At 44.9% G+C, this 23,018-nt stretch carries 27 protein-coding genes and 1 pseudogene; 22 read left to right on the top strand and 6 right to left on the bottom strand.

Going from position 1 to position 23,018, the window contains the following annotated elements; genetic code table 11:
- Positions 1-14: 14 nt before the first annotated feature.
- The 6 genes and pseudogenes from uxaC (at position 15) to V6D44_RS03240 (ending at position 7,129) form a co-directional block, all read left to right on the top strand.
- On the top strand, positions 15-1,436 hold the full coding sequence (gene uxaC, locus V6D44_RS03265) for a glucuronate isomerase (RefSeq protein ID WP_253269018.1): 1,422 nt from the start codon (positions 15-17) through the stop codon (positions 1,434-1,436).
- A gap of 82 nt (positions 1,437-1,518) precedes the next feature.
- Positions 1,519-2,898 carry an MFS transporter gene (locus V6D44_RS03260; protein ID WP_087990865.1) on the top strand — a complete coding sequence of 460 codons (1,380 nt, stop codon included), beginning with the start codon at positions 1,519-1,521 and terminating at the stop codon, positions 2,896-2,898.
- A 56-nt stretch (positions 2,899-2,954) separates the two neighbouring features.
- A pseudogene (locus V6D44_RS03255) lies at positions 2,955-3,029 on the top strand (hypothetical protein); the annotation flags it as partial.
- An 87-nt stretch (positions 3,030-3,116) separates the two neighbouring features.
- Entirely contained in the window at positions 3,117-4,118 is a 1,002-nt protein-coding gene (locus tag V6D44_RS03250; protein WP_087990866.1) for a LacI family DNA-binding transcriptional regulator, read from the top strand.
- A gap of 78 nt (positions 4,119-4,196) precedes the next feature.
- Positions 4,197-5,639 (top strand): tagaturonate reductase, encoded by a 1,443-nt coding sequence (locus V6D44_RS03245; RefSeq protein WP_087990867.1) that lies wholly within the window; start codon positions 4,197-4,199, stop codon positions 5,637-5,639.
- Positions 5,636-7,129, top strand: a complete 1,494-nt coding sequence (locus tag V6D44_RS03240) for a UxaA family hydrolase (protein WP_202328543.1) — start codon at positions 5,636-5,638, stop codon at positions 7,127-7,129. Before V6D44_RS03245 ends, V6D44_RS03240 begins: the two co-directional genes overlap by 4 nt.
- A gap of 37 nt (positions 7,130-7,166) precedes the next feature.
- Here the strand turns inward: V6D44_RS03240 and V6D44_RS03235 are convergent, their stop codons facing one another.
- Positions 7,167-7,931 carry a sulfite exporter TauE/SafE family protein gene (locus tag V6D44_RS03235; protein WP_087990869.1) on the bottom strand — a complete coding sequence of 255 codons (765 nt, stop codon included), beginning with the start codon at positions 7,929-7,931 and terminating at the stop codon, positions 7,167-7,169.
- 223 nt (positions 7,932-8,154) lie between these two features.
- Positions 8,155-8,619 carry a DinB family protein gene (locus tag V6D44_RS03230; RefSeq protein ID WP_087990870.1) on the bottom strand — a complete coding sequence of 155 codons (465 nt, stop codon included), beginning with the start codon at positions 8,617-8,619 and terminating at the stop codon, positions 8,155-8,157.
- A 147-nt stretch (positions 8,620-8,766) separates the two neighbouring features.
- On the opposite strand from V6D44_RS03230, the gene yjoB reads away from it, so the two are divergent.
- The 3 genes from yjoB to phrA all read left to right on the top strand — a co-directional run bounded on the left by yjoB (position 8,767) and on the right by phrA (position 11,442).
- On the top strand, positions 8,767-10,038 hold the full coding sequence (yjoB, locus tag V6D44_RS03225) for an ATPase YjoB (RefSeq protein WP_202328545.1): 1,272 nt from the start codon (positions 8,767-8,769) through the stop codon (positions 10,036-10,038).
- Positions 10,039-10,181: 143 nt separating this feature from the next.
- Positions 10,182-11,318 carry a response regulator aspartate phosphatase RapA gene (rapA, locus tag V6D44_RS03220; protein WP_087990872.1) on the top strand — a complete coding sequence of 379 codons (1,137 nt, stop codon included), beginning with the start codon at positions 10,182-10,184 and terminating at the stop codon, positions 11,316-11,318.
- On the top strand, positions 11,308-11,442 hold the full coding sequence (phrA, locus tag V6D44_RS03215) for a phosphatase RapA inhibitor PhrA (RefSeq protein WP_087990873.1): 135 nt from the start codon (positions 11,308-11,310) through the stop codon (positions 11,440-11,442). The genes rapA and phrA overlap by 11 nt, the downstream gene beginning before the upstream one ends.
- Positions 11,443-11,476: 34 nt before the next feature.
- Here the strand turns inward: phrA and V6D44_RS03210 are convergent, their stop codons facing one another.
- Entirely contained in the window at positions 11,477-11,731 is a 255-nt protein-coding gene (locus V6D44_RS03210; protein WP_087990874.1) for a YciI family protein, read from the bottom strand.
- 125 nt (positions 11,732-11,856) lie between these two features.
- Between V6D44_RS03210 and V6D44_RS03205 the strand changes: the two genes are divergently transcribed.
- Positions 11,857-12,810, top strand: a complete 954-nt coding sequence (locus V6D44_RS03205; RefSeq protein WP_202328546.1) for an N-acetylmuramoyl-L-alanine amidase — start codon at positions 11,857-11,859, stop codon at positions 12,808-12,810.
- A gap of 34 nt (positions 12,811-12,844) precedes the next feature.
- Here the strand turns inward: V6D44_RS03205 and V6D44_RS03200 are convergent, their stop codons facing one another.
- Positions 12,845-13,222 carry a PH domain-containing protein gene (locus tag V6D44_RS03200; protein WP_087990876.1) on the bottom strand — a complete coding sequence of 126 codons (378 nt, stop codon included), beginning with the start codon at positions 13,220-13,222 and terminating at the stop codon, positions 12,845-12,847.
- A 105-nt stretch (positions 13,223-13,327) separates the two neighbouring features.
- Here V6D44_RS03200 and V6D44_RS03195 point away from each other — a divergent pair, with 105 nt between their 5' ends.
- Both V6D44_RS03195 and V6D44_RS03190 read left to right on the top strand, forming a co-directional pair.
- Positions 13,328-13,930 carry a poly-gamma-glutamate hydrolase family protein gene (locus V6D44_RS03195; RefSeq protein ID WP_087990877.1) on the top strand — a complete coding sequence of 201 codons (603 nt, stop codon included), beginning with the start codon at positions 13,328-13,330 and terminating at the stop codon, positions 13,928-13,930.
- Between the two features lie 76 nt (positions 13,931-14,006).
- Complete coding sequence (locus V6D44_RS03190) at positions 14,007-14,843, top strand: manganese catalase family protein (protein WP_087990878.1); 837 nt, start codon at positions 14,007-14,009, stop codon at positions 14,841-14,843.
- Positions 14,844-14,893: 50 nt separating this feature from the next.
- Here the strand turns inward: V6D44_RS03190 and V6D44_RS03185 are convergent, their stop codons facing one another.
- Positions 14,894-15,490 (bottom strand): ImmA/IrrE family metallo-endopeptidase, encoded by a 597-nt coding sequence (locus V6D44_RS03185; protein WP_087990879.1) that lies wholly within the window; start codon positions 15,488-15,490, stop codon positions 14,894-14,896.
- Positions 15,491-15,651: 161 nt separating this feature from the next.
- Entirely contained in the window at positions 15,652-15,993 is a 342-nt protein-coding gene (gene xre, locus V6D44_RS03180) for an HTH-type transcriptional regulator Xre (RefSeq protein ID WP_087990880.1), read from the bottom strand.
- A gap of 177 nt (positions 15,994-16,170) precedes the next feature.
- Here xre and V6D44_RS03175 point away from each other — a divergent pair, with 177 nt between their 5' ends.
- From V6D44_RS03175 to V6D44_RS03130, 10 genes are all read left to right on the top strand, one after another.
- Complete coding sequence (locus V6D44_RS03175) at positions 16,171-16,350, top strand: hypothetical protein (RefSeq protein ID WP_087990881.1); 180 nt, start codon at positions 16,171-16,173, stop codon at positions 16,348-16,350.
- The gene (locus V6D44_RS03170; protein ID WP_202328547.1) at positions 16,337-17,173 is read left to right on the top strand and encodes a phage portal protein; all 837 of its coding nucleotides are present in this window, start codon (positions 16,337-16,339) and stop codon (positions 17,171-17,173) included. Before V6D44_RS03175 ends, V6D44_RS03170 begins: the two co-directional genes overlap by 14 nt.
- The gene (locus tag V6D44_RS03165; RefSeq protein WP_253269019.1) at positions 17,073-17,873 is read left to right on the top strand and encodes an ATP-binding protein; all 801 of its coding nucleotides are present in this window, start codon (positions 17,073-17,075) and stop codon (positions 17,871-17,873) included. Before V6D44_RS03170 ends, V6D44_RS03165 begins: the two co-directional genes overlap by 101 nt.
- Entirely contained in the window at positions 17,873-18,040 is a 168-nt protein-coding gene (locus V6D44_RS03160) for a hypothetical protein (RefSeq protein WP_087990884.1), read from the top strand. The genes V6D44_RS03165 and V6D44_RS03160 overlap by 1 nt, the downstream gene beginning before the upstream one ends.
- An 84-nt stretch (positions 18,041-18,124) precedes the next feature.
- Entirely contained in the window at positions 18,125-18,478 is a 354-nt protein-coding gene (locus V6D44_RS03155; RefSeq protein WP_202328549.1) for a phage portal protein, read from the top strand.
- Complete coding sequence (locus V6D44_RS03150) at positions 18,475-18,681, top strand: XtrA/YqaO family protein (RefSeq protein WP_202328550.1); 207 nt, start codon at positions 18,475-18,477, stop codon at positions 18,679-18,681. Before V6D44_RS03155 ends, V6D44_RS03150 begins: the two co-directional genes overlap by 4 nt.
- 114 nt (positions 18,682-18,795) lie before the next feature.
- Positions 18,796-19,305: a sigma-70 family RNA polymerase sigma factor gene (locus tag V6D44_RS03145; RefSeq protein ID WP_148963856.1), complete on the top strand. Its 510-nt coding sequence runs from the start codon at positions 18,796-18,798 to the stop codon at positions 19,303-19,305.
- Positions 19,306-19,422: 117 nt separating this feature from the next.
- Complete coding sequence (gene xtmA, locus V6D44_RS03140; protein ID WP_087990887.1) at positions 19,423-20,220, top strand: phage terminase small subunit; 798 nt, start codon at positions 19,423-19,425, stop codon at positions 20,218-20,220.
- Positions 20,217-21,518: a PBSX family phage terminase large subunit gene (locus V6D44_RS03135; protein WP_087990888.1), complete on the top strand. Its 1,302-nt coding sequence runs from the start codon at positions 20,217-20,219 to the stop codon at positions 21,516-21,518. Before xtmA ends, V6D44_RS03135 begins: the two co-directional genes overlap by 4 nt.
- 3 nt (positions 21,519-21,521) lie before the next feature.
- Positions 21,522-23,009: a phage portal protein gene (locus V6D44_RS03130; protein ID WP_202328634.1), complete on the top strand. Its 1,488-nt coding sequence runs from the start codon at positions 21,522-21,524 to the stop codon at positions 23,007-23,009.
- The last annotated feature ends 9 nt before the right edge of the window (positions 23,010-23,018 follow it).

Raw genomic sequence — 23,018 nt, 5'->3', positions numbered from 1 at the left:
AAGACGGTGAGGACATGGAACCCTTTATGGGCGACAATTTTTTGCTGAAAAATGAAACCGCTGTCAGCCTCTATCACAATTATGCGAAAGACATGCCGATTATTGATTACCACTGCCACTTAAGCCCGAAAGAAATCTATGAAAATAAGACATTTCAAAACATAACGGAAGCCTGGCTGTATGGAGACCATTACAAATGGCGCGTCATGAGAGCCAATGGAATTGATGAGACATACATTACCGGCGATGCGTCTGATGAGGAGAAATTTACGGCTTGGGCGAAAACTGTGCCGATGGCGATCGGCAATCCGCTCTACAATTGGGCTCACTTAGAACTGCAGCGCTTTTTTGGGATTTATGAGATTTTTAATGAGCAATCCGCGCCGGCTATATGGAAACGGACGAATGAACTGCTCCAAGGAGAGGGCTTCGGGGCAAGGGATTTGATCGTGAAATCAAATGTAAAGGTCGTTTGCACAACTGATGACCCTGTCGATTCTCTTGAATACCATCTATTATTAAAAGAAGACAAAGATTTTCCTGTCAGCGTACTGCCGGGATTTCGGCCAGATAAGGGACTTGAGATCAATCGTGAAGGCTTTCCTGATTGGGTGAAGGCGCTTGAAGATGCCGCAACCATATCGATTACAACCTACGGTGAATTTCTAAAGGCATTGGAAAAACGCGTGCGATTCTTCCACTCAGCCGGCGGCAGAGTGTCTGATCACGCGATAGATTCGATGGTATTTGCCGAAACGACAAAAGAGGAAGCGGGGCGGATTTTTTCTGACAGATTACAAGGGACAGAGGTTTCTTATGAAGATGAGAAAAAATTTAAGACGTATACGCTTCAGTTTCTTTGCGGTTTGTATGCGGAGCTCGATTGGGCAATGCAGTTTCATATCAACGCTTTAAGAAACACGAATACAAAAATGATGAAGAGGCTCGGACCCGACACAGGCTATGATTCTATGAATGATGAATTAATCGCTAAGCCTTTGTATAAGCTGCTGAACTCAGTTGAAATGAAGCACCAGCTGCCTAAAACGATTTTATATTCACTTAATCCAAACGATAACTATGTTATCGCCAGCATGATCAACAGTTTTCAGGACGGCATCACCCCCGGGAAAATACAATTCGGCACAGCCTGGTGGTTTAACGACACAAAAGACGGGATGCTCGATCAAATGAAAGCGTTGTCAAATGTCGGCCTTTTCAGCCGTTTTATCGGCATGCTCACAGATTCCAGAAGCTTTCTTTCCTATACGCGCCACGAATATTTCAGGCGGATCGTCTGCAACTTGATCGGTGAATGGGTGGAAAACGGTGAAGTGCCGCATGATATGAAGCTTTTGGGAAGCATTGTTCAGGGAATTTGCTATGACAATGCGAAACACTACTTTCAATTTCAAGAAGAGAAAGCAAACGTGTAACCAAATGTCCGCTCAGCACCGTGATCATGCGTCGTCCTGAGCGGACCACTACCCGAAAATTTTTATGATGCAGAGGTGGAAGATGCGAACTGAACTGGCAAATAAGGTTGTGTCGATTGAAACGGAGAAAAGGCTTTCGTTGAAAGAAAAAATTTCCTATGGATTTGGTGATTTTGGCAACGGTTTTATGTTTGATCTCGGCCAGATTTATTTATTGAAGTACTTTACTGATGTAGCGGGAATCCCGGCTGCGATGGCCGGCGGCATTTTTTTAGTCAGCAAGCTGTTTGCGGCGATAACCGATCCGATTGTCGGCTCATCAATTGATTATCGCAAACATATCGGCAAACGGGGGAAATTCAGGCCTTATCTATTAATCGGCAGCATCGTGCTTGCGCTGCTTACTGTTCTTATTTTTCTGTCTCCCAATGTATCAACGACTGGAAAACTGATTTATGCATATGCATCCTATATGATTTGGGGCATCGGCTATTCGTTTGTGAACATTCCGTACGGCTCATTAGGAGCAGCGATGACTCAAAATTCTGAGGATCGGACCTCCATTTCGACTTTCCGCCAAATCGGATCGCTTGGAGCCTTGTTTATCACAAGTGTGGCCGTGATGCCGCTGCTCGTCAAGTTTGATAATCCGAAGGTCGGCTACCCGGTGGTCATGGGCTTATTCGCCGCACTCGGTGTACTTTGGTTTTATATTTGCTACCGCAACTGCAAAGAGCGCATTGTCATATCGGAGGCGCCAAAAGAAAAATTAACACTCTCATCTGTCGTCAAAACATTTATCACAAACAAACCGCTCTTAACTCTGGTCCTGATGACGATTTTTTCAATTTCCGCATACAACATTAAATCCGCCATGCTCATCTATTTCGCACAATATAATCTGGGCAATGTTGAACTGATGGCTTATATGAATTTTATAATTATCGGTTCTTCCTTTTTGGGCGTCGTATTCCTGCCAAAGCTCGTCAAGATATTTGGTAAGAAACGAACGGCAATGATCGGCTTCGGCATCAGTGTGGCCGCGGATCTGATCAACTTTATGCTTCCATCAAACGTTTATATGTTTACGATTCTCGCCAGCATCGCCTTTATCGGAATCAGTATCCCAAATGGCATCACGTGGGCGCTTGTCTCCGATATTATTGACTATGGCGAATGGAAATCCGGGGAACGGAAAGAAGCTACAACATATTCACTATTTAATTTCTCCAGAAAGCTTGCTCAGTCATTGTCGGGTTTTCTCTCAGGCATCGGTTTGGGGATTATCGGCTATGTGCCGAATGCTGTCCAGTCAGCACAGGCGCTGATCGGCATCAAAGCGCTGCTGCTTCTGTATCCGGCCATTGCTTTGGCATTAGCGATGATCATTATCGGCTTTCTCTATAAACTCACAGACCAGCAGCATGCACAGATCGTTCAGGATCTTCATCTAAAGAGATGAAGAATCGGATGCTTTGTCAGTGTTCTTTGTTTATTGGACAGGATGCTATCTGTCGGGCTGTCATTCGTTTTGTCCGTCCGATCATCGGAAAACCGGCAGGAACAGAAGCTGAGAATCCGGTGTCTTATTAATCTGGAAATATAGTGGGAGAGACGGTATGTTTGATGATACAATATACAGTAAATAATCGCAGCCGGTATGATAAGGAAGGGAATTAGATGGTAACCATAAAAGATATCGCAAAACTCGCAAACGTATCCCACACAACCGTTTCAAGAGCACTCAACAACAGCCCTTACATCAAAGAACATACGAAGAAAAAAATACTGGAGCTCGCAGCACAGCTCAACTATACGCCGAATGTAAACGCGAAGAGCTTGGCGATGCAAAAGTCACATACAATCGGGCTTTTCTTTACAAGCATCACAAACGGAACCTCACACAGCTTCTTTGCTGATACAATCAAAGGCGTCAATCGAGCCATTAGTGAGAATTACAATCTGTATGTGCGCGGCATTGATGATCTAAAAAACTATGACTCCGTTACGCCGATGAGATATGACGGTATCATTTTAATGAGCCAAAGTGACATTGATAATTCTTTTATTTATCATATTCGGGAAAAAAATATCCCGCTCGTCGTGCTGAATCGCGATATTGATGATCGAGGCATCACGAATATTTTGTCTAATGACAAGGAAGGCTCTCAGGAAGCTGTAGAATACTTCATTAAGAACGGACATCAAGACATCGCCATCATCGAGGGGATCGAAGGCTTTAAATCCTCCCAGCAGCGAAAGGAGGGCTACTTAGCCGCACTGATTCATCACCATATTCCGATCAAACATGAATACAGTGTCAAAGGGCAATACGATATGGAAAGCGGCTTTCAAGCGATGAAACGGCTGCTGGCGCTGCCGAATCCTCCAACCGCTGTCTTTTGTTCGAATGATGATATGGCAATCGGAGCGATGAATGCGATATTCGCAAAGGGCCTGCGTGTTCCTGACGATATTTCCGTAATCGGATTTGATGATATTGGGTTTTCGCAATACATTACGCCAAGGCTTTCGACAGTGAAGCGTCCGGTTGAGAAAATCAGTGTGCTTGGCGCACAAAAACTGTTGTCACTGATCAGCGAGCCGGAAATAAAAGCAGAAAAAATCTTTGAAAATACAGAATTCATGGTGCGTGATTCTGTTAGACAATGGACCACGTGATGCCCCCGTTTTTCAGCGGGCATTCTTTATACTGAAAAATGTTAACGTGTGCATAAATGAGAGAGGGAGGCAATGAAGGTGCAGAAACTGAATAAAGACGTGTACGATCACTATACTCAGTACCCGGAAAAAATTCTCCAATTTGGAGAAGGGAACTTTCTTCGAGGGTTTGTCGATTGGCAGATTGATTTATTGAATCAACACACTGATTTTAATGGGAGTGTCGCAGTTGTCCAGCCGAGAGGGTCAGAAAAAATCAAAAGATTAAATGATCAAGATGGTTTATACACGCTTTTTTTACAGGGAATGAAAGACGGAGATGCGGTAAACGAGCATATGATTATCAATTCAATCAGCCGGGGAATTGATTTGTTTTCTGATTATGAAGCATACAAAGAATTGGCTTCAAGCGAAGAGCTGCGGTTTATCATCTCCAACACAACTGAAGCCGGTATCGTATGTGATGAAACAGATCGGTTAAAGGATAGACCACAAAAAACATTCCCTGGGAAATTAACTGCATTTCTCTACTTTCGCTATCAGGCTTTTAAAGGAGACCAGACAAAAGGGTGTGTTTTGATCCCATGTGAACTGATTGAGAATAACGGAGAAAAACTGAAGGAAACGATTCTTCATTATGCGGATCTATGGAAGCTGGAAGAAGGGTTTACACAGTGGATTCATGAGGCCAACACGTTTTGCAATAGTTTAGTAGACCGCATTGTCCCGGGTTTTCCTGTCGACAGCATTGATGAGATCACAGCTGATCTGGGCTATCAAGATGATTTGATTGTTGTGGGAGAACAGTATTATTTATGGGTCATCGAGGGGCCGGATTGGATTGGGGAAGAACTGCCCTTTGCGGCTGCCGGGCTCCATACAAAGATTGTCAGTGACCTAACCCCTTATAGGATTAAAAAAGTGAGAATTTTAAATGGCGCTCATACGGCAATGACGCCAGTTGCTTTATTATACGGCTTGAAAACGGTACGGGATGCTGTCGAGCACCCGGAAGTGGGGCGGTTTATGAGAGAGCTGATCGGTGATGACATTCTTCCTGTTTTAAAAATGGAAGGGCTTTCTCGATATGCTGACGATGTGCTGAACCGTTTTAAAAACCCGTATATGAAGCATTACCTAGAAAGCATAGCATTGAACTCCGTTTCCAAATTCAAAACGAGAAACCTGCCGACCATTCAGGAATATGCCGAACAGAAGGGACAGCTTCCTGAACGCTTGGTGTTTTCATTCAGCGCTCTGCTTTATTTTTATCAAGGAAACGAGAAATTGCAGGATGATCCGGCTGTTCTTCAATTTTTCAAAGAGGTTTGGGATCAGGAGAACGGAGACATGCTTCGTATCGCCTCAAAAGTGTTAGGCGAACAGCGGCTGTGGGGAACAGACCTCAACGAGATACCGATGCTGACTGAGAGAGTCGCGGATTACTTGAATCAGATTCATGAGCTGGGCATGCAGCGGGCTCTTGAACACTGCTGCACACAAAGGGGAGAAGTGCGATGAAGTCATTTATCAAGATTCATAAACAAGATAATGTCCTTCTTGCTTTGCGGGATATCCAGAAGGGGGAGCGGCTGAATCCGGAAGGCGTATCGATTGAAGTGAAGGATGATATCAAAAGAGGCCACAAGATCGCGCTGCAGCCCATCAAAGAAAACGACAGCATCATCAAATACGGGTTTCCAATCGGGCATGCATCACAAGATATATCGATCGGAGAGCATATTCATGTCCATAATACGAAAACAAATCTGTCTGAGATCCAAACATACAGCTATACACCGAGATTTGATGAAAATCCGTACTCAAAAAAGAACCGGACGTTTAAAGGATTTAGAAGAGAAAATGGAGATGCCGGTGTACGCAATGAATTGTGGATTGTGCCGACTGTCGGCTGCGTCAATGGGATAGCTGAAAAAATGCTCCAGCGTTTTGTCAGAGAAACCGGGGATATCGCTCCATTTGATAACATGCTCGTGTTAAAACACCAATACGGATGCTCGCAGCTTGGCGATGATCACGAAAATACGAAGCAAATCCTGCTGAATGCCATTCGCCATCCAAATGCCGGCGGCGTTTTGGTGTTAGGGCTTGGCTGTGAAAACAACGAGCTTGCAGGAATGAAGGAAGCGCTGCAGGATGTGAATCTGAATCGGGTGAAGTTTCTTGAATCCCAGTCGGTGACCGACGAAATGGAGGCAGGTGTTGCTTTGCTGAAGGAAATTCATGAAGCCGCTAAAGGGGATAGGCGAGAAGACATTCCGCTGTCCGAACTGAAAATCGGGCTGAAATGCGGAGGTTCGGACGGTTTTTCCGGCATAACGGCAAACCCGCTGCTTGGCCGTTTTTCAGATTATATCATCGCACAGGGAGGGAGCACGGTGCTGACGGAGGTCCCGGAGATGTTTGGTGCGGAAACCATCCTGATGCAGAGGGCTGCCAATGAAGAAGTATTTCATAAGATTGTCCATTTAATCAATGATTTCAAACAATATTTTATAAAACACGATCAGCCGGTGTACGAAAACCCTTCACCGGGCAACAAAGCGGGAGGCATCTCTACGCTTGAGGATAAATCGCTGGGCTGCACGCAAAAAGCGGGGATTTCTCCTGTCGCGGATGTCTTGAAATACGGCGAAGTGCTCAAGACAAAAGGGCTGACGCTTTTGAGCGCGCCGGGAAATGACTTGATCGCGTCCTCCGCATTGGCGGCGGCCGGCTGCCAAATTGTCCTGTTTACAACGGGAAGAGGCACGCCGTTCGGCACCTTTGTCCCGACGATGAAGGTCGCGACAAACACCCAGCTGTACGAGGCGAAGCCGCATTGGATTGATTTCAACGCAGGTCTTTTAGCGGAGGATGATGTTCATGAGGAATATGTGCTGCAGGAGTTTATCCACTATATGATTGAGGTCGCAAGCGGCGAGCTTGTGAACCATGAAAAAAATGATTTCAGAGAACTCGCCATTTTTAAATCAGGTGTGACGTTATAATGAAGAAGGCTATCCTACGAGGGGATAGCCTTCTTCATTAAATCAGCTTCAATCCGCTGATCAAAATGATGGACGCCATAATAAATTGCAGCGGACGCGGAGAGAATCGAGGCGAGAGATGGCTTCCGATCAGCACGCCGGGGATCGAGCCAAGCAGCAGATTAGCTGCCAGCATATAGTCGACGCTTCCGAAGCTTGCGTTCAAAATGCCTGCTGCCGTCACGAGAAGAAAAGCATGTGCGATATCGGTTCCAACAATCTGTGACGCTTTCATGTTAAATAAGTAAATCATGGCGATTGCAAATAATGAGCCGGAACCGATTGATGTTAATCCGACGATAAATCCGAACACAACACCAATGAGAATCGTCAGCGCTCGCTTATTTTCAAGCGGCATCAGCTGCCAGCGGTTCGGGCGAAGTTTTTGATCCAAAAACAAGCGAACGATGATTGAAATGGCAACAAGCGTTAACACATAGCCAAGAGCGTGCTTAATAATGTCTTCCTGATGCTGATGGAAGGAGGGGAACAAATGCAATATGCTAATGGCGAGCGAAGCACTCGGAATACTGCCGATGGCTAAGTATTTTACCAATTTAAAGTTAATCGTTTTCTGCCGCCAATGGGAGGCAACGCCAAACAGCTTTGTGATCGAGTTATATACAAGATCCGTACCGACCGCGATGGAAGGATTAATTCCAAGCACAATTAAAAGAGGAGTTAATAAGGCCGCTCCGCCCACTCCCGTCAATCCCACTAAGGCTCCGACAAACAAACCCATCAATATGATGCTTACACTCATGATAAAGGCCTCCTGAAAACCCGACTATTTTTATCAGATTATATATGATTAGGTCGTGTTAATCAATTGAATGTTTAGAATGTTTGTGCGTTTTCTGCTTAAAATTTTGGTTTGCCCAATATCTTTATTCATTTGCCCTAGAATGAGTGTCTGGTCAAGATCGAGAAGGAAGCCGGAGGCACAAAAAAAGATACCCTTTAAACAGGTATCTTTTCTCGTATATTTACATGCGCTGCTGATAAAAAGGAAGTTCTGTGTGACCCATTTCCCGCACATAAACGAATAGGTTGCCTTTATGGTGAATTTCATGTTCCATTGCAAGCTGAAGCAGTGCGCTGCCTGTGAGTTTTCTGCCGAAAGTGGCTGTCAGATCAATTTCTCTATCCAGTTGCTCTTCAGTCAGCTGTTCAAGGATAGCGGCCGTTTTTTCTGTATATGTTTTTGCCAGTACATTGAGATCTGTTTCTGTTTCTTCCTGTTTGTTTTGAAATGGTGAGGCATTGCCTTCTTTAATGACATTTGCAATCAAGTGGAAAGACGTCAGAATGTGTTTGAACAGCTCTTCCGCTGACATTGATGTTTCAGCCGGTTTGTAGCTGTAATGGTCTTTGCTGATTTTTTCAGCCAGCTCATTTGTCACGTTTCGATGGGATAAAAAATGGCTGACAATTTGATTGGATTGACTCAATATGATCTCCTCCATATGTAAAATGAATGGTGCAATGAAATCCTATACCAACAATTATCAATTCACAAGCAATATGCTGTGGGATGAAACAAAATGCTATGTCAATCGTATACATAATGTTCACAAAATATGAAATGGAGTATAAACATGACAAACATACCTTTCATTTATCAGTACGAAGAAAAAGAGAATGAAAGAGCTGCGGCAGGCTACGGCACTTTCGGTTACCTTATCACACGAATTGAAGAGGCGCTTTATGATCAATACGGCATTTTCTACGAGCTCTATGCCAGTGATGACCCGAACACTGAGTACTGGGAGCTTCTTGAAGAAGATGTCCGGAGCGGTTCATTGGAGCCTGAGCATGTGGCATATATATTTGAAAAGCTTGAAAAGAAAACCTTTGCTTATGATGAAGATGAAAAAGAACCGGATTATACCGTCCATAAATCTATCAGAAACAGCGTATATGCTTATCCTGAAAAGGGGGTCGCTTTTGCCAGAATTCCATATTTTCAAGATGGGAGCATCATGAGTTTCGATTGTCTGTTTGCGGTTAACGATGAAAAGATGCGTGCATTTCTAGAGGGAGTCAGGCCGCGCCTCTGGGGAAAAAGCAAGCGGAAAGTGACCGTTTTTACGGATGGAGATGGAGGGACTTCAAGAGAGCAGGAAGCGATTGTCAGAGAGGTTCAACGAAGTCAGGTGATCATGAATCCGTTATTGAAAAAAGAGATATACCGATCAATTGATCAATTTTTTCATAGTGATAAATCGTTTTATCAAACGTACGACATTCCTTACAAGCGCGGTATTCTGTTATATGGACCTCCCGGGAATGGAAAGACGACATTAGTGAAGTCAATTGCAGGCAGTATCGATGCACCTGTTGCTTATTGGCAAATAACAGAATTTACGTCGAGTGAGACAATAGAAGAAGTCTTTCAGTCAGCGAGACGCCTTGCTCCTGCAGTTCTGGTCATCGAGGATATCGATTCAATGCCGGAAGATGTGCGGTCCTTTTTTCTCAATACGCTGGACGGCGCGACATCAAAAGAGGGGCTATTTCTCATCGGCACGACAAACTATCCTGAGGAGATTGATCCAGGTTTGATGAATCGTGCAGGACGGTTTGACCGTGCTTATGAAGTCGGGCTTCCGGATGAAGGGCTGCGGCGGGACTATATGAAAATGCGAGGCTTTGACATCTTTTTGAGTGAAGAAGACATAAAAAGCGCCGCGAAGCTTACAGAAGGCTTTTCCTTTGCACAGCTGGGAGAATTATATGTATCTTCAGCCCTTCAATGGCACCAAGAAGGGAATCATCATATTGAAACCATGGTGAAAGACATGACAGGAGAGCAACGAAAAAGCCGGCAGGGAAGTTGGATGGAAAGAAACAAGGTCGGTTTTCACTAAATAAAAGCGCGGGTTTTAAAAAACCTGCGCTTTTTTGTTGCGGTTAGCCGAAATTTGACAATTGCGGTCTTTTTGCGTTCTTCTTTTTCTATTAAATATGATAAAATATGACATATCTCGGGTAACTTAAAAGGGGGGATCAATTGAGGATGAAGCAGACGATTCCGTCCTCTTATGTCGGGCTTAAAATTAATGAATGGTATACCCATATCCGGCAGTTTCACGTCGCTGAAGCCGAACGGGTCAAGCTCGAAGTAGAAAGAGAAATCGAGGATATGGAAGAAGACCAAGATTTGCTGCTGTATTATTCTTTAATGGATTTCAGGCATCGTGTCATGCTGGATTACATTAAGCCTTTTGGAGAGGACACGTCGCAGCTTGAGTTTTCAGAATTATTAGAAGACATTGAGGGGAATCAGTACAAGCTGACAGGGCTTCTCGATTATTACTTTAATTTTTTTCGCGGAATGTATGAATTTAAGCAGAAAATGTTTGTCAGTGCCATGATGTATTATAAACGGGCGGAAAAGAATCTGGCCCTTGTCTCGGATGATATTGAGAAAGCCGAGTTCGCTTTTAAAATGGCCGAGATCTTTTACAATTTAAAACAAACCTATGTTTCGATGAGCTACGCCGTTCAGGCGTTAGAAACGTACCAAATGTATGAAACGTACACCGTCCGCAGAATCCAATGTGAATTCGTTATTGCAGGGAATTATGATGATATGCAGTATCCAGAAAGAGCATTGCCCCACTTAGAACTGGCTTTAGATCTTGCAAAGAAAGAAGGCAATCCCCGCCTGATTAGTTCTGCCCTGTACAATCTCGGAAACTGTTATGAGAAAATGGGTGAACTGCAAAAGGCAGCCGAATACTTTGAGAAATCTGTTTCTATTTGCAAGTCGGAAAAGTTCGATAATCTTCCGCATTCTATCTACTCTTTAACACAGGTTCTGTATAAACAAAAAAATGAAGCCGAAGCGCAAAAAAAGTATCATGAAGGATTGGAAATCGCCCGTCAATACAGTGATGAATTATTTGTGGAGCTTTTTCAATTTTTACATGCGTTATACGGAAAAAACGTAAACACAGAATCAGTCTCACACACCTTTCAATTTCTTGAAGAACATATGCTGTATCCTTATATTGAAGAGCTGGCGCATGATGCTGCCCAATTCTATATAGAAAACGGACAGCCCGAAAAAGCACTTTCGTTTTATGAGAAAATGGTGCACGCACAAAAACAAATCCAGAGAGGAGATTGTTTATATGAAATCTAAATGGATGTCAGGTTTGTTGCTCGTTGCGGTCGGGTTCAGCTTTACTCAGGTGATGGTACATCCGGGAGAAACAGCAGACACAGAAGATAAAACATTTCATGTTGCGGCACGTAATCAAACATGATGATGACGAAAAAAGACCCCCCAAGGGGTCTTTTTTATTTCAGATTCCATTCTTTTATGGTCAGCTCGGAAGATCCGCTTGCCACCAGCGGATCTTCATGTCCGATTTTCGCAGCCTCTTCCGGCGAACCTGCTTCGATGACGTAGGCTCCGCCTGTGGCATCGCTGAATGGCCCGAACATTTTTATGCGTTTTTCTGCCTGTAAGCGGTCCAAAAACTCATAGTGTCCAGCCACATGCTCCTGATTGAATTGATCTGTTCTTGTTGTCAGCATTAAATACGTATGCATGATCATTCCCCTCCTAATGAATTTCAGTTTAACACAATTATCCATATAGCGGTGACGGATGAAATGAGCTTTTCGTCCTACGAATGCCACCTATTGATGAAAAAGAAAAAAAGGAGAGATGATGGGTGAGCATTCAAGTGAAGAAAAATTTGGTTTCTGAGGCGAAATACGCGTTGAAGTGCCCCAATGCGATGTGCGCTGAATACATTACCATTCACAACACGGCAAACGATGCGTCAGCGGCTAATGAAATCAGTTATATGATTGGGAACACCAGCTCGACAAGCTTCCATTTTGCGGTGGATGATAAAGAGGTGATTCAAGGTCTGCCGCTTAACCGAAACGCCTGGCACACGGGTGATGGCACAAACGGGACAGGCAACCGCAAATCGATTGGCGTTGAGATTTGCTACAGTAAATCGGGAGGTCCAAAGTACGAGGCAGCTGAAGCCTTGGCGATTTCATTTGTCGCACAGCTTTTAAAGGAGCGCGGCTGGGGAATCGATCGGGTGAGAAAGCATCAGGACTGGAGCGGAAAGTACTGTCCGCACCGCATTTTATCGGACGGGCGCTGGGATCAAGTGAAGGCAGCCATTGAAAAGGAATTAAACGGAGGCGTGTCAGCGAAAAAGGCTTCAGTCTCTTCTTCGGCGTCTGTATACCATGTGAAAAAAGGCGACACACTGTCGGGTATTGCCGCATCGCACGGTGTCAGTGTGAAAACGCTGCAAAGCATAAATCATATTATTGACCCGAATCACATCCAAGTCGGTCAGATGATTAAACTGTCGCAAACGGTGTCTGCTTCTAAAAGCCATGCCTCGTCTTCATACCCGCTCCCATCCGGAGTGATCAAAGTGACAAGCCCGCTGACGAAAGGGACAAACGTAAAACAGGTGCAGACTGCTTTAGCTGCCCTTTATTTTTATCCTGATAAAGGAGCGAAAAATCACGGCGTTGACAGCGTTTATGGCCCGAAAACAGCAAATGCCGTGAAACGTTTTCAGTCTGTCAGCGGATTAACGGCCGATGGAATTTATGGTCCGAAAACGAAAGCGAAAATAAAGGAAAAGCTGTAATCAATAAACGGAAGCGGCAGCTTCCGTTTTCATTTTACATACAAACTGCTGCAAGAACTTTTTGAATATCATAAATGCTTTCATCTTTTTTAAACTGTTTTGAGACAGCGGGAAGTTCCGCGCCGGAAATCCAAATTTTCAATTCTGAATCTAGGTCAAAGCGGCCGGCGGTTTCCACGCTGAATCTGGAAATGCTTTTATACGGAATCGATTGAAATTCCGTTTTTTTACCTGTGATTCCCTGCTTATCTACAAGAATAAGCCGCTTATCAGTAAAGACAATGACATCTCGAACCAACTTAAACGCGGCATCAACATTTTCACCTTCCAGTAAAATGCGAGCCAGCTCTTCTTTTGCCTCAGCTGTAGACAGTGTTGACGCATTGCCAAGTAATCCATCAATAAATCCCATCATATACCTCCTGATATGTAGTCTATCAAATCATACTATAAAAAGGTTTTCATTCATAGATGAGTAGAGTAAACTGGTGCTGACTGGCAAAGGAGAGCGTTCAAAATGAAAGATAGGTATGACAGCTTTGCAGCCCTTTCTGCATCTGAATCAGAGTACCGGATAATTTACGAAGAGAAAAACGGGAGTGAGCTGATTGTTCTCGGTCCTCACGGCGGAAGAATTGAGCCCGGCGTCAGTGAGCTGGTGCGGGCATTTTCCGATCAATGTTCCATTTATTTGTTTGAAGGTGTGAAGCAGCGAAACAACCGTTCCTTACACCTGACAAGCACTCGGTTTGACGAGCCGCTGGCTTTAGAAAAAGTGAACGCCCACCACTGCGCATTAGCATTTCATGGGTATCATGATCCAAAAACTCCGCATACATTGGTCGGTGGCGCGGATCGTAAAAAAGCCAGGCGCATTTGTGAGCGACTGAATGAAGCGGGCTTCAGTGCCGAGCTTACGAGTGAGAAAGACCGGCTGGCAGGTGTGCATCCGAACAATATTGTCAATCGGACCAAAAGGAAAATGGGACTGCAATTGGAAGTAAGCACGGCACAGCGAAACGCGTTGTTCCGCAATTTTGGCTGCCGTGATGAAGGTTACAAACAAAACGATTTATTTTGTCGATATGTGGAAGCTGTTAAGCTTGGTTTTTATGATTGATTGAAGCGGGACCTGCACGATCCGCCTATTCCTTCATACGCTGAGGTTGTGCGAAAGTGTAGGGAGGAATGAATCAATGTTTTATCATATTAAAGAGCTTCAATATCAAGCAAAGCCGGCTCATCCCGATCCTGTTTATGCGAAAAAGCTCCAAGAGGTGCTGGGCGGCCAATTTGGCGAGATCAGTGTCATGATGCAATATTTGTTCCAAGGGTTTAACTGCCGCGCTGATGCGAAATATAAAGACTTGCTTTGTGATATCGGAACGGAAGAGATTGCCCATGTGGAAATGCTGGCGACAATGATTTCCAGGCTTCTGGATCATGCGCCGGCTGATGTGCAGGAGGATGCTTATAAGAGTGATCCGGCTGTTGCGGCTGTGATGTCAGGCATGAATCCGCAGCACGCCATTGTCGCAGGTTTAGGCGCGATGGCGGCTGACAGTGAAGGATATCCATGGAATGCCAAATACATTATTTCAAGCGGGAATTTGCTGGCGGATTTTCGCGCAAACTTAAATGCGGAATCTCAAGGGCGCCTTCAGGTAACCCGGCTCTATGCGATGACGGATGATCCTGGCGTAAGAGATATGCTGTCATTTTTAATTGCAAGGGATACTTATCATCAAAATATGTGGTATGCGGCCATTAAAGAGCTCGAAGAAAGAGAACGGGATATTGTCGTTCCAACGACGTTCCCGCGTGAACTCGAAAAACGGGAAGTCGCTTATGACCTGTTTAACTTTTCCAGAGGGGATGAAAGCTCACAAGGAAGATGGGCTCATGGCGAAGCCTTTGACGGCCGGGGCGAGTTTAGATATATTCCGGCCCCGATTGCGTTCGGGCCTGCGCCTCATCTTAAACCGGCGCCTATGTGGGTGCATGATACCATTCCCCCAATGTCGAAATGTTAGTTTCTCTGCCGGGCTGAGATAGAGGAGTTCTGTTCCCAGTTCGTTTTTGCTTATCTGTTATTGCCGATATGATATAACGCTTTTTCTTCGGCGACCTGCAAGTGCTGCTGATCGTCTTCCTCGTACGCATTTGGCCGCTTGTTCGATAATAAGTAAGCGAGCCGCTTCTGAAATTGAATACCTGCTTTACGCCGTTCAAACATTTCAAGCCTTTTTTCCGCAAATTCCTTTGTTACCCGGAATACCGCCGCGATTGTAGCGAGCGCCTGGCTTCTCCATTGCGGCAGTTCCATCTGCAACAGCATAAAGGTTGGCACACAGAAGTGGTACATAAATTGATTCGCCTGAAATTCCTGCAATTCCCTGAATAGCTTGTTCATGTGAAAATGATTGCCTGCATGCTTTAACACGTGGCACAGTTCATGGCCGAAATCCTCCCATTGCTCTTCCGGTGATTTTCTCTGGTTCAATACAATACTGTACATGCCGTCGTATTTGACCATCATGCTCCCCATATCCTCAAAATGAACCCAAATATCAAGGTCCTTTGCGATTTTCAGCATGTCAATGTGATGGGGGGAGGTGACGCCCAGCCGGCTGTATATATTTTTTACGTATTCCTCCAGATGTGATAAGTAATCGCCCAATTGAATACTCCCTTTCGAACATGTGTTCTGTTTTTAGCGAGAAAGAAAAGCCCGTATAGGACTGGAAAGTGTGTAGAAATCTTTCCCTTTTCTAAAAAAAATAAACAGTTTTTTCTTTATATCGGTCTATTCTTTATATGTTTTAGAGAACAGAGAAAGATTTATTTATTTTTCGGTTTTCGGTTTTTCTCTTTTTCTTTTAAATAGTTGATAAATTCGATGGCCTGCTGTTTGCTTTCTGGGGAAAAATCCTGCATATCACGGTATGCGAGCTGCAAGTCCGGATCTGAGAACATATCGTCGTCGGATTTTTTGTCTTTCCCTGTTAATAAGTAATCAGCCGTTACTTGAAAGTAATCAGCCAGCTTTTGCAGTGTGTCGTAATCAGGTTCGCTCCGCCCGTTTTCATAATGGGAATATCGTGCCCGTGACACACCGATGTGTGATGCGATTTCTTCCTGTGTCCTTTTCCCTCTGAGACTCTTCAATCTGCCGCCTATCATGCTATGACCTCTCTTTTTTAACTCCCTAAGTTACTTATGATTATAGATACAATTTGTATCAAAATAAAGTTATGATAAAAAAAGTATCAAAAATAACTTGATGATACATAATGTATCGTTTATACTTGGTAACAGTTGATACGAAATGTATCGAAAACATGTCAGGAGAGTGATCATATGTATCCCATCCAAATTGTTTTTAGTGAAAACCCCATAGATCAGCGCCATCTCGGACAATCCGGCGGCACCATTTCGTTTACGGCGTGCGGCCATCCGGTATTCCACTTTGAAACACAAGAGCAGTTTCAAACATACATGTTGTTAAAAGGAGAAGCTCCGTACAATGCAAACCGATAAAAGCTATCCTTTTCCTGTGTATTCAGGGCTTTTGAATTCAGAACATTATGACAAATTGGGTCCGGCGCTATGGCTGTTTCTCTGGTTCATCAGCTCAACAACAAAAGAAATTGAAAAAGACGGTGTAAGCTGGGGAGCTGTGCTTGGCCATAAGCCGTTAAAAGCGAGAGAGATGGCAGCTGTATTCGGTATCAGTGAAAAAACCGTCAGAAGATGGCTGGAGCTCCTCGAAATGCATGAGTACATAAAGGCTGTCCGCGCGCCGTACGGACTGGTGATTTCGGTAAAGCATTCCAAAAAATTCAGCTTCAGATCGGACAAAACTGTACACCGGGGTATAACGGAACGGACATTTTCGCCGCGGGCACCGGACACAGACGTCCGCTCAGATAAAGATAAAACAAACATAAATACTGCTGCTGATGATGCAGTGGATCATATTGCGAAGCGGTTTACACAATTACGGTCGGCTCAAGAAGGACGCACCGTGTATCCTTCCTCCAGAGATTATCAAGCCATCGCCCGTATTGTCGCCGTCGGCGTTCCAGTAACGCAAACAATCAAATGGCTTGAGGAATGCTTTCAAGCCTTTGAAAACCGGCGGACCACCGCTTCAGAAACAATCAAGGCCTTTCGCTATTGCTCGAAATTCATTGAAGACCGATTTTTCGCGCAGCAGGCCAAAAAGAATGGCGCAATTCAACATGAGAGGATGGAAAGACATGACAAAACGAACAATCGAGCAGATTTTGGACGAGCTGAGAAGAGGGAGACGTCCATTACTGGCGGACAAACCGGCCGAATCAGACGCAAGCCGCTATGATTGCCCGCAATGCAAGGATCAGGGAGGCTATCTCATCCGGCAGAACGATCTGGAAGTATGGACGATGTGCAGCTGTATGGCAGAACGAAAAGTGAAGCGGCTGCTCGGTGCTAGTGAGATTACCCCTGCCTTCAGACAGCTGGACTTCAAAGAGTTCTGCATTGAGGGAAAGCCGCAGGCCATACAAGACGCGTTTGAATGCACAAAAGAGTATGTGGCGGATTATGAACAAATCAAGGAAAACCGGAAAAACAGCATCGCCCTTTTAGGACAGCCTGGATCAGGGAAGACACACCTTTTGACCGCTGCTGCCAATGATTTGATGAGAACACGACATGTGCCGGTCATTTATTTTCCGTATGTGGAGGGCTTTACCGATCTGAAAAATGACTTTGATCTATTGGAAGCGAAGCTGAACCGGATGAAGCAGGCAGATGTGCTATTCATCGATGACTTGTTTAAACCGGTTAATGGCAAACCCCGCGCCACAGATTGGCAATTAGAGCAAATGTATTCGGTACTTAACTACCGCTACTTAAATCATAAACCGCTTTTGCTTTCGAGCGAGCTGACGATTGAAACCCTTGTCCGGGTCGATGAAGCGCTCGGCACGAGAATCTACGAAATGTGCAGTGACTATTTAGTGATTATCAAAGGAGCTGCCTGCGAGCTGAACCATAGATTGGAGGGGATCAGATAATGTGCAAACTTTGTCAAACAAAAAAAGTCATTGTGGAGCATACCGAAATTGGAGCCGTTTTTCATCCATGTCCGAACTGCCGATCCGGCACTGATTTAACGCCGGTCATTCAAAAGCTGGAGGAAATGCTGACAGCGGGAAAAGCGAGGCTGAATGTCCATGATTAAAAAACTGACCGCTTTAATTGCTTTGCTGATTCGTGCGAAGCGAACGGAAAAAAACATTGAACAATGGTATAAGGATGACGGGAAGTGAAAGTGTTGGTAAAAACGAAACAGGCAGAGAAAAGCCCTGCACCGTGGCGTGCCGTCCCGTGCGGGGATACGAAACCGATCTATATTTATTCAGCTTACAGCGAAGAAGAAAAAGAAAGGTTCCCATATTCAAACGGGAGGCTGATTGCCGCTGTATTTGACCTCAGCTCATATTCGCAAAAAAACAATGCTGCTTTGATGGCGGCAGCACCTGAACTGCTGGAAGCGTCTAAAGCAGCTCTTGATTTTCTGAAAGGAAATTCTGTTCATTCAAAGGAGAGCATCATTCAGCTATTAGAAAAAGCCAAAACAAGCGCGGAAAAACCGCAAAAGGGAGGAAAAGAAACATGACAGATCCTAAAAAACTATTAAATATTGATTCCATCACGCTGGAGAGCCAGCTGGAGGACGGAAAAATCCGTGTGATTATTGTGGACGGCATCAAGCAAGAAGCATGGATCACAGAAGCGCCAGAGCATGGAAAAACGCTCGTCGAAACGAGAAAGGGAGACCTTGCCCGCGTGGAATTTGAAATCGGCTACAAATTAAATTAAAGCGAAAAAAGAATACGTCCAAGACGGAAAGCCTGCGGACACTGATCAACTGCACAGCATTTGTGCGTTGATTGGTGTCCGTTTTTTATTGCTAAAAATAAGGAGGATCATAGAATGCAAGACTTACTATTTGAATATAAACGCACGCTAAAACAAACAAGAACACAATATAAACCGCTCGCAGAAGCAGATGAATCCATACTCTCAGCTGAAGAGCTGAAGGATAAAAAAATCATCAGAAACATGATTACTGATCTGGAATATGTAACAGAATGGCTTGAAAAAGGAAGACAGCCCGGCATCAGACGGGCGATTGACCGGCGTGATGCGTACCAGCGGCTGATGATCAAAGATCCGAGAATCATCGAATCATTTTCCAGCGCTATGATGTTTGAGCCGGACGGACAGGTATCAGAAGAAGACAGAGAGAGAATCCGAGAAGCGTTATCCCTGTTAACGGACAGAGAAAAAGAAATGTTTTTGCTGCATAAGGTAGAATGCTTTTCTTACGAACGGATTGCTGATCTTCTCGGCGTGAAAAAATCAACGGTGCAAACGACCATTAAACGGGCGATCGTAAAGATGCAAAGACAGCAGGAAGAAATAAATCGATCGCTTGCCTGAAAGCTTGTCATACGTTTGCCACCTATAAGTGAATAGAGCATGACACATAAGCGGCTGGCAGAATCAGCCGCTTTTATGAATAGACATCCATGCTGGAGGTGGCGGTGATGCCGTAGCATGAAAACACAACAGCGCGAACAAGCATTAGCAATCTATCAACAATATCAAGGAAAGATCACAAATCGGGCGATTGCGGATACAATCGGTGTTTCCGCGAAAACAATCGGTATCTGGAAAAAACAAGACAAATGGAAAGAGGCCTTGTTTTCTGAAACCAGAAACGAACAAAAACAGCGCCGGATAGATAATGATGAATTAAATGAACGGCAGCGGCTGTTTTGCCTGTATTACGTCAAAAGCTTCAATGCCACACAGTCAGCAATCAAAGCGGGCTATTCTCCGGACAGCGCCCATGTGACGGGCAGCCGGCTGTTAAAGAATGAAAAGGTCGCTGCTGAAATCAGACGCGTTAAAAAAGAAATGGTCAATGAAATGTTTATTGAAGCGATGGACGTGCTGCAGGTTTACATTAAAATCGCGTTTGCGGATATTACGGACTATGTGACTTTCGGAAAAAAAGAGGTCCAGGCTGTCGGGAAATCGGGGCCGTTGTTTGATGAAGATGATAATCCGATTATGAAGGAAATCAGCTTTGTCGATGTCAAAGATTCCGGGCTTGTTGACGGCACCATTGTGACGGAAGCGAAGCTCGGCAAAGAAGGCATCGCCATCAAGCTGGCCGATAAAATGAAGGCGCTCGAAAAGCTGTCCTTATATTTTGATTTGTTTCCGGATCAATTTAAACAAAAAATTGAAAACGAGAAATTAAAACTTGCCAAACAAAAAGCGGAGAAAACAGATGACAGCCAAGCGCCGATTGAAATTATGATCAAACGAAAAGAGGGCAAGCCATGATTGTAAAAGAAATCAACCCTCATTTCGAAGATTACGTGTTCAATTGGGAGCAGACGTACCAGTTTCTCGTCGGCGGCTACGGCTCATCCAAAAGCTATCATACCGCATTGAAAATCGTGTTAAAGCTGCTGAAGGAAAAACGGACGGCGCTTGTCATCCGTGAGGTGTTCGATACCCATCGGGATTCGACCTTCGCCTTGTTTCAAGAGGTGGTCGAAGAGCTCGGCCTCACAAAGGCTGTGGCACCCCTTTCTTCCCCGCTGCAGCTGCGGTTTCAAAACGGCAGCCGGATCATGTTCAAAGGAATGGACAATCCTGCGAAATTAAAATCAGTTCATAACATTTCATTAATATGGATTGAAGAGTGCTCAGAGGTGAAGTATGAAGGCTTTAAGGAATTAATCGGACGTCTTCGCCACCCTGACTTGAAGCTTCATATGATCTGCACCACCAATCCCGTCGGCACCTCCAATTGGACGTACCGGCATTTTTTTCGTGATGAACGCAATAAACGGTTTGTGCTGGATGACAGCGAGCTTTACGAAAAGCGGACGATTGTGAAGGGAGATACGTATTATCATCATTCCACAGCAAACGACAACCTCTTTCTCCCGAAGAGCTATGTGAAACAGCTTGACGGACTCAAGGCGTATGATCCTGACCTGTACCGGATTGCCCGCAAAGGACGATTCGGCGTTAACGGGATCAGGGTGCTGCCGCAATTCGAGGTGCTCCCGCACGGCCAAGTAAAAGAACGCATCGCAGCCATCAGCAAGCCGATATTTCGGACAGGGATGGATTTTGGCTTCGAGGAATCCTACAATGCCGTCGTCCGGCTCGCCGTCGACCCTGAAAAAAAATATCTCTACATTTATTGGGAGTATTATCAAAACAAAATGACAGATGACCGGACGGCTGAGGCGCTGCGTGAGTTTATTGACACACAGGAGTTGATCAAAGCCGACTCCGCTGAGCCGAAAAGCATTCAATATTTCCGCCAGCAGGGTTTTCAGATGGTCGGAGCCAGAAAGTTTCCCGGCTCAAGGCTTCAATACACCAAAAAGGTGAAACGATTCAAAAAGATCTTCTGTTCGGACCGCTGTGAAAATATCATCTATGAGCTGAAGACGCTGACGTATGCCAAAGACAAAAACGGCGCGCTGATAGAGGATGAATTCACAATTGACCCGCATACGCTGTCTGCCATTTGGTATGCGCTTGATGACTATGAGGTGGCTGATATGAAAGAGACAGCACACAAACGAATCCGGCCGAACCGGGAAAGGAGGAGGTCATAAATGATGCACAATCAAACCGTCAGAGCGACTGTATTCAAAGCCAATGCCGCCGCTCCTCAGACAAAACAAATCTATGAAGATGACTTTTCTGATTTGTATGGAGAGGATATTATCGCACCGCCCTACAACATCATCGAGCTTAAAACCATTGCTGAATACTCGACGATTCTTCAGCAATGCATTGATGCGTACAGGGTGAATATTACAGGTTTTGGCTTTGATGTTGAGTACACGTTTGATGTCAATGCGAATGACGTGGATCAGACGAAAAAGCAAAAAGCGGAAAAAGAATGGGCCAGACTCGAAGCCTTTTATAAATGTCTTCACTTTGACGAATCAGCCGAAATGATTTTAGGCTATGCCATTGAAGACAGAGAAAAAACAGGCAACGGGTTTATGGAAGTGCTACGCGACGGAATGGGAAAACCAGCCGGCATCGAATATTTAGATGTGAAATATATGCGGGTATGCGGAGCCGGTGAGCCAGTCGAGGTCTCATTTGTATATGAAGAAAACGGGAAAATGAAAAGGATCAAAAGGCAAAAACGCTTCCGAAAATATGTGCAAATGATGAATGGAGAGAAAGTATTTTTCAAGGAATACGGCGATCCGCGAAAAATGGACATGCGAACGGGTGAATATGTAAACACATTGGCAGAGAAGCATCAAGCGAATGAAGCGATTCACCTCAAAATCGGAAGCGGCGTATACGGGGTGCCCCGCTGGGTCGGCAATATCGTCAATTTATACGGTGCGCGAAAAGCGGAAGAGCTCAATTTTATGTATTTTAAACAGGGACGGCACGTACCCGCTGCGATCACAGTGGAAAATGGGATGCTGTCAGAAGCTTCTTATCGTGAGCTGCAAGAGTATATGAATGATCTTGAAGGTGTGGAAAATGCCCATAAATTTCTCCTGATTGAAGCGGAGGGAATCGCGAAAGAGAAGGACCTGCACGGTGGCGAGGACATTACGCCGGTTTCCGTGGAAATCAAATCCTTGGCGGAAATTCTCCAAAACGACGCCTTGTTTCTTGAGTACGATGAAAAAAGCAGAAATAAGCTGCGCTCGGCGTTCCGCCTCCCGCCGCTTTATACAGGCGAGGCGCAGGAATACAACCGGGCGACAGCGGATACAGCTCGAAAAATCACGGAGGAACAGGTCTTTCAGCCGGAGAGGAAAACGCTCGTGAATAAACTGAACACGCTGCTTTTGCCGGAGCTGAATATTCATGACGTCAGGCTGACATTAAAAGGACCGGACTTTCGTGATCCGCTCGAGATTGCGAAAGTGCTCGGTCCTTTTATTACAGCGGGAGCCGTCTCGCCGAATGATTTACGCGACCTTGCCGGACGGGTGCTTGGCAAAACGCTGGAAGAGTGGCCTGAGGAAATGTATAAACGGCCTGCAGGACAGGATGCGGAAAAGACAAACTTGACTGCGCTCATGCAGGAGCTGAAAGAAAGCATCGAAGAGATCAAAACGTCCTGAAGGGAGGTG

The sequence above is a fragment of the Bacillus sp. 0209A genome (assembly GCF_036765095.1).
Taxonomy (GTDB): domain Bacteria; phylum Bacillota; class Bacilli; order Bacillales; family Bacillaceae; genus Bacillus; species Bacillus subtilis_G.
The sequence above is the reverse complement of the archived record's forward strand: the minus strand, read 5'-3'. Positions and strand labels throughout refer to the sequence as shown.

Coding starts and splice junctions, on each gene's coding strand:
- uxaC (WP_253269018.1), top strand. CDS start 15: ATGGAACCCTTTATGGGCGACAATTTTTTGCTGAAAAATGAAACCGCT.
- V6D44_RS03260 (WP_087990865.1), top strand. CDS start 1,519: ATGCGAACTGAACTGGCAAATAAGGTTGTGTCGATTGAAACGGAGAAA.
- V6D44_RS03250 (WP_087990866.1), top strand. CDS start 3,117: ATGGTAACCATAAAAGATATCGCAAAACTCGCAAACGTATCCCACACA.
- V6D44_RS03240 (WP_202328543.1), top strand. CDS start 5,636: ATGAAGTCATTTATCAAGATTCATAAACAAGATAATGTCCTTCTTGCT.
- V6D44_RS03235 (WP_087990869.1), bottom strand. CDS start 7,931: ATGAGTGTAAGCATCATATTGATGGGTTTGTTTGTCGGAGCCTTAGTG.
- yjoB (WP_202328545.1), top strand. CDS start 8,767: ATGACAAACATACCTTTCATTTATCAGTACGAAGAAAAAGAGAATGAA.
- phrA (WP_087990873.1), top strand. CDS start 11,308: ATGAAATCTAAATGGATGTCAGGTTTGTTGCTCGTTGCGGTCGGGTTC.
- V6D44_RS03210 (WP_087990874.1), bottom strand. CDS start 11,731: ATGCATACGTATTTAATGCTGACAACAAGAACAGATCAATTCAATCAG.
- V6D44_RS03200 (WP_087990876.1), bottom strand. CDS start 13,222: ATGGGATTTATTGATGGATTACTTGGCAATGCGTCAACACTGTCTACA.
- V6D44_RS03195 (WP_087990877.1), top strand. CDS start 13,328: ATGAAAGATAGGTATGACAGCTTTGCAGCCCTTTCTGCATCTGAATCA.
- V6D44_RS03190 (WP_087990878.1), top strand. CDS start 14,007: ATGTTTTATCATATTAAAGAGCTTCAATATCAAGCAAAGCCGGCTCAT.
- xre (WP_087990880.1), bottom strand. CDS start 15,993: ATGATAGGCGGCAGATTGAAGAGTCTCAGAGGGAAAAGGACACAGGAA.
- V6D44_RS03175 (WP_087990881.1), top strand. CDS start 16,171: ATGTATCCCATCCAAATTGTTTTTAGTGAAAACCCCATAGATCAGCGC.
- V6D44_RS03170 (WP_202328547.1), top strand. CDS start 16,337: ATGCAAACCGATAAAAGCTATCCTTTTCCTGTGTATTCAGGGCTTTTG.
- V6D44_RS03165 (WP_253269019.1), top strand. CDS start 17,073: ATGACAAAACGAACAATCGAGCAGATTTTGGACGAGCTGAGAAGAGGG.
- V6D44_RS03160 (WP_087990884.1), top strand. CDS start 17,873: ATGTGCAAACTTTGTCAAACAAAAAAAGTCATTGTGGAGCATACCGAA.
- V6D44_RS03150 (WP_202328550.1), top strand. CDS start 18,475: ATGACAGATCCTAAAAAACTATTAAATATTGATTCCATCACGCTGGAG.
- V6D44_RS03145 (WP_148963856.1), top strand. CDS start 18,796: ATGCAAGACTTACTATTTGAATATAAACGCACGCTAAAACAAACAAGA.
- xtmA (WP_087990887.1), top strand. CDS start 19,423: ATGAAAACACAACAGCGCGAACAAGCATTAGCAATCTATCAACAATAT.
- V6D44_RS03135 (WP_087990888.1), top strand. CDS start 20,217: ATGATTGTAAAAGAAATCAACCCTCATTTCGAAGATTACGTGTTCAAT.
- V6D44_RS03130 (WP_202328634.1), top strand. CDS start 21,522: ATGCACAATCAAACCGTCAGAGCGACTGTATTCAAAGCCAATGCCGCC.